The 4,977-nt window shown below is 72.0% G+C and carries 7 protein-coding genes; 2 read left to right on the forward strand and 5 right to left on the reverse strand.

Going from position 1 to position 4,977, the window contains the following annotated elements; translation table 11 throughout:
* From IQ216_RS14770 to menD, 4 genes are all read right to left on the reverse strand, one after another.
* Nucleotides 1–67: glycogen/starch synthase (locus IQ216_RS14770; protein ID WP_193815589.1), on the reverse strand; the 67-nt coding region annotated here is incomplete at its 3' end.
* 42 nt (nt 68–109) lie between these two features.
* Nucleotides 110–685: a L,D-transpeptidase gene (locus IQ216_RS11675; RefSeq protein ID WP_370566728.1), complete on the reverse strand. Its 576-nt coding sequence runs from the start codon at nt 683–685 to the stop codon at nt 110–112.
* Nucleotides 682–1,527 (reverse strand): 1,4-dihydroxy-2-naphthoyl-CoA synthase, encoded by an 846-nt coding sequence (menB, locus tag IQ216_RS11680; RefSeq protein ID WP_186696517.1) that lies wholly within the window; start codon nt 1,525–1,527, stop codon nt 682–684. The genes IQ216_RS11675 and menB overlap by 4 nt, the downstream gene beginning before the upstream one ends.
* Nucleotides 1,524–3,287 carry a 2-succinyl-5-enolpyruvyl-6-hydroxy-3-cyclohexene-1-carboxylic-acid synthase gene (menD, locus tag IQ216_RS11685; protein WP_370566731.1) on the reverse strand — a complete coding sequence of 588 codons (1,764 nt, stop codon included), beginning with the start codon at nt 3,285–3,287 and terminating at the stop codon, nt 1,524–1,526. Before menD ends, menB begins: the two co-directional genes overlap by 4 nt.
* Nucleotides 3,288–3,382: 95 nt before the next feature.
* On the opposite strand from menD, the gene lepB reads away from it, so the two are divergent.
* Together lepB and IQ216_RS11695 are read left to right on the forward strand one after the other, a co-directional pair.
* Nucleotides 3,383–4,006 (forward strand): signal peptidase I, encoded by a 624-nt coding sequence (gene lepB, locus IQ216_RS11690; protein ID WP_370566729.1) that lies wholly within the window; start codon nt 3,383–3,385, stop codon nt 4,004–4,006.
* Nucleotides 4,007–4,037: 31 nt separating this feature from the next.
* Nucleotides 4,038–4,400, forward strand: coding sequence for a DUF760 domain-containing protein (locus IQ216_RS11695; protein ID WP_186696519.1), 363 nt, complete (start codon nt 4,038–4,040; stop codon nt 4,398–4,400).
* A gap of 29 nt (nt 4,401–4,429) precedes the next feature.
* Here the strand turns inward: IQ216_RS11695 and IQ216_RS11700 are convergent.
* On the reverse strand, nt 4,430–4,977 hold a 548-nt coding region (locus IQ216_RS11700; RefSeq protein WP_193815588.1), incomplete at its 5' end, for a DUF4336 domain-containing protein.

Consider the following 4,977-nt stretch of genomic DNA (forward strand, 5'->3'; position numbering starts at 1 on the left):
CCACATCCCCCATGCCCCCCACCTTGACCAGCGGGGCGCATTCAGCAGCTGCAAACAGAACCCGCATGCAGATCGGCCCAGGGAGGGCGCAACTTTAGGGGGGGTCCCGTCAGGGCAGCACGGTGACGGGGGTGCCCAGGCTGACCAGCTCGTAGAGCTCCCTGGCATGCTCATCGAGCAGCCGCACACAGCCGTGGGAGACGGCCTGGCCGACACTGTCGCGGTTGGGGGTGCCGTGGAAGCCGGAGCTCACGCAGCCCTCCACCACCAGGTACTCGCGGCCATTGAAGCCGCTGCGGCCCAGGCAGTCGCGGTGAAAGCCGATCCAACGGCTGCCCAGGGGATTGGCGGGCCCAGGCGGCACCCGCTGGCCTGTGGCGGGATGCTCCCAGATCGGATCCTTCACCAGCTCGATCACCTCAAAGCGGCCCACCGGCGTCTCCCAGCCGGGGCGGCCCACCGCCACGGGGAAGCGGCGCACTTCCCGACCACCGGCCATCACCCGCACATGGCGCCGGCGCCGATCGAGCACCAGCTCCCGTTGCGGCCCGGAGTCCTCAGATACCGCCTGGGCGGCCTGCTGAGCGGCCATGCCCCCTGCCGGCTGCAGGGAGGCCAGCAGAGCGCCGACAAGGGCAGACAGGGCCAGACGGCGCAAGGGCCTGGGCAGGCGACTTGAACTCACGGTAGCCAGGCGGAGCCGGAGAAGTCCGGCGGGCGCTTCTCCAGGAAGGCATCACGCCCCTCCTGGGCCTCGGCGGTTCGGTAGAAGAGGTGGGTGGCCTGACCGGCCAGCTCCTGGAGCCCGGCCATGCCGTCGGTTTCGGCATTGAAGGCGGCCTTGAGACAGCGGATGGCGGTGGGGCTGTGCTGCAGCACCTCCCGGGCCCAGGCCAGCCCCTCAGCCTCCAGCTGCTCCAACGGCACCACCGCATTCACCAGCCCCATGGCCAGGGCCTGCTCGGCGCCGTACTGGCGGCACAGGAACCAGATCTCGCGGGCCTTGCGCTGGCCCACCACCCGGGCGAGGTAGGAGGCCCCGAAACCGCCGTCAAAGCTGCCCACCCGCGGGCCGGTCTGGCCGAAGCGGGCGTTCTCGGCGGCGATCGAGAGGTCGCAGAGCAGGTGCAGCACCTGGCCGCCGCCGATGGCATAGCCCGCCACCAGGGCGATCACCACCTTCGGCAGGCTGCGGATCAGCCGCTGCAGGTCGAGCACGTTGAGCCGGGGCAGGCCCTGCTCATCCACGTAACCGCCATCACCGCGCACGCTCTGGTCGCCGCCGGCGCAGAAGGCCCAGCCCCCATCGGCCGCAGGGCCGGCGCCGGTGAACAGCACCACGCCGATGCGGGGGTTGTCGCGCACCCTGGCAAAGGCATCGCAGAGCTCCTGCACGGTGAGGGGCCGGAAGGCATTGCGCTTGTGGGGCCGGTCGATGCTGATGCGGGCGATGCCCTCGTCGCAGAGCTCAAAGCGGATGTCCTGGTAGCGACCGGCCTCTTGCCAGCTCACGGGAACGGCGGTCATGGGGGCGGGGCCGGGACGCTGGCCATTCTGCGCAGGGCCTGCCGCGCGGCGGCGTCGCGGCGGCGGTCGCTGCAGAGCCGCAGCAGGGCCAGCGGTTGCTCCAGGGCCCAGCTCAAGGCCAGGGGCAGCTCGGCGGCGGCGGCCACCTCCCGGCCGGGCACGCCGTGGGCTGCGGCCAGGGCGAGGGGGTCCACGGCCTGGGGCATGGCGAACAACCGCTCGAAATCCAGGGGCGCCGGTTGCTGCGGACGGATCGCCAGCTGCTCGAAGATGCCGCCGCCGCCGTTGTCGATCAGCACCACCGTGAGCCGCCCGCCCAGCTGGCGCCGCCACAGCCAGCCGTTGCTGTCGTGCAGCAGGGCCAGATCGCCGCAGAGCAGCACCGCCGCGCCAACGGCCTCCGCCACGCCGCAGGCCAGCGACAGGGTGCCGTCGATGCCGGAGGCGCCGCGGAAGGCATACACCTCCCGGAAGGGAGCGGCGGCGGCGGCAAAGCTGTCCCAATCGCGCACGGGCGAGCTGTTGGCGATCACCAGCGGCAGGGAGGGCGGCAACAGCCGGCTCAGCTGGCGCGCCAGGGCCGGCTCGCCCCAGGCCGGTGCGGCCAGGGCCGTGTCGAGCCTGGCCTGCAGCTGCCGCTCCAGGACGTGCCAGCGGCGGGCAAGGGCCAAGCTGGCGGACCCCGGTGCTCCGACGCACGCCTCAGGGGGCAGCTGGGCGATCCAGGCGGCCAGCCCTGCCGGCCACTGGCCCGAGGCCGTGCCGAGCGGATCGAGGTGGCGCGGCTCGCCTTCGGTGATCAGCAACTGCCGGCCGCCACAGCAACGCAGCAGCTGCTGCAGCCGCCGACTCGCCGGCAGGGGACCGAGCCGCAGCACCTGGGGGGCCAGCAGGGCGGCAGGCACGGGGTCTGGCAGCAGATCCGCCACCGTCACCAGCTCCAGGCCCGGCCAACCCCGCAAGCCGCTGAGGCCATCGGCCAGCACGGGCCAGCCGCTGCGCCGCTGCCAGGCCGCCACGGCCTCGCGGTAGGCCGGGCCGTGCTGGGGCAGACCCCGCCAGGGGCCGGCCACCACCAGCCCGGGCTGGTCGGGATCCAGACCACCGCTGCCGATCGCTGGAACGCCCAGGGGCCGGGTCCAGGTCTGGTTCCCGGCCCCGGCTGAGCCAGGCTCGGGCCCGGCGCCCGTGTCCCGAGCCCGCTGCGCCGCCTCAAGCCGGGTCGCCAAGGCCCTGGTGCTCTCCAGGGCTGGCCCATCCCCGTGCAGGGGTTCCTCGATGGGCAGGTTCAGATGCACCGGCCCGGGAGGCCTCCCCGGGCAGACCGTCGTGGCGGCCAGCGCCTGGGTCGCCAGCTGCTCGAGCTCCCCGGCCGCCATCGCCGCCAGCCCCTCGGCGTGCCCCTGCAGCAGCAGGCGCACGCTGGCCATCAGAAACTGCTCCTGGTTCACGGCCTGGTTGGCACCACAGCCCTTGAGGCGCTGCGGACGGTCGGCGCTGATCAGCAGCAGCGGGATCGCGCCGAGATCGGCCTCCACACAGGCGGGCAGCAGGTTGGCCACCGCCGTGCCGGAGGTGGTGATCACGGCGGCGGCGTGCCCCGAGGCGCGGCCATGGCCCAGGGCGAAAAAGGCCGCCGAGCGCTCATCCAGCGCGGTGCGCAGCCGCAGGCTCTGACCCTCCAGCAGACCGGCGGCCACCGCGAGCGGGCCGGAGCGGCTGCCGGGGCAGACCACCACCAGCTCCAGCCCAGCCGCCATCAGCGCCTGCAGCAGGCGAACGGAGGCCTCCAGATTGCGGCGAGCCAGGTCCACGCTCTCAGGAGCAGGATGGGTGCACCATCCTTGCCACCGGCTTGTCCCCCTCCCCATCTGAACCCGAAGCCAGCCTGGCGCAGGCCACGACGCAGCAGAGGCTGCGCCGCCAGCTGCTGCCTCTGCTGCTCTGGGTCGCCGTGGCCTTGCTGCTGCGCTGGGCCGTGGTGGAGCCGCGCTGGATTCCCTCCGGTTCGATGCTGCCCACCCTGGAGCTAGGCGACAGGGTGCTGGTGGAGAAGGTGCGAACCCGCCTGCACCGGCCCCTACCCGTGGGTTCCGTGGTGGTGTTCCACCCCCCCGCCGTGCTGGTGGCGGCGGGCTATGCCCCGGAGGCCGCCCTGATCAAACGGGTCGTGGCCAGGGCTGGGGATCAGGTGGAGGTGCGTCAGGGCAGGCTCTGGCGCAACGGCGAGGCCGTTCAGACCGACTGGGCCGCCGAACCGATGGACTACAGCTTCGGACCCGTGCTGGTGCCGCCCCAGCAACTGCTGGTGCTGGGGGACAACCGCAACGCCAGCCTCGATTCCCACCTCTGGGGCCCCCTGCCGGAGGACCAGCTGGTCGGGGCGGCGGTGTGGCGCTACTGGCCCCTGCAGCGCTTCGGTGCGATTCGGTTTTCCCGAACAGCCGATGATCTCGGCTTGTCACAAGGACTGGGTTAAGGTTCCGTGGTGATGCGGAGCACACCGGAAGATGTTCAACCCGGAGTTCCTGACCACGGACAATGAAGCCATCAGTGGCAATTCGCTGATCCAGTACCTCCAGGAACAGTCTCCGGATGTGTTGCAGCGGGTGGCGCGCTCGGCCAGCGGCGACATCCAGGACATCATTCGCCACAACGTGCAGGGTCTGCTCGGCATGCTGCCGGGCGAGCACTTCGAGGTGAAGATCCAGACCAACCGCGACAACCTGGCCGGCCTGCTGGCCTCGGCCATGATGACCGGCTATTTCCTGCGCCAGATGGAGCAGCGCATGGAGCTGGACTCCAGCCTGCTCTCCAGCGATGGCGACGATTCCGACTCCTGCGACGCCGACCCCGGCGAACTGAGGCTCTGAAGCAGGGACCCGAGGGGGCCAACGGGTCCTCAGCAGCCCGGTTGCTCGGGAACCACGCCCCAGCGCAGCAGGGCCGCATCGACGCTGGCCAAAAACGTCCAGCTGGATTCAGCCGGAGCCCAGGGACGGGCCTCCAGGGCCGTGGCCAGCGCCTCGAGGCCGGCGCCGTCACAGGGCACGGGTGCCTCGTAGTGGGCCGGGATCAACTGGCGCACCCCCTCCAGGGCGGCCAGGCGGCGGATCCAGGCCAGCAGCGCCGGCCGGCAGCGCGGAAACACCAGCCGCTCCAGCACCGGAGCCACCCGCAGCTGCAGGCCACCGGAGGGCACCAGGGAGGCAAACTCCTCCTGCCAGCCCGGCAGCCACTGAAAGGGATACAGCCCGAAGTAGGCCTTTGACCGCCGCAGCCCCGGTGCCATGGCATAGCGCAGCTGCTCCAGCAGGCCAGGCACCTGGAGCCGCTCGGGCCTGAGGTAGGAGGCAAACAGCACCAGCCGCTGCCAGCCCCGCTGGCGCCGCTCGGCGCTGTCGTGCAGGGGCTCATCGCCGCGGTCGCGAGCATGGAACAGCAGGGGGG

This window comes from Cyanobium sp. LEGE 06143, assembly GCF_015207535.1.
Classification (GTDB): domain Bacteria; phylum Cyanobacteriota; class Cyanobacteriia; order PCC-6307; family Cyanobiaceae; genus NIES-981.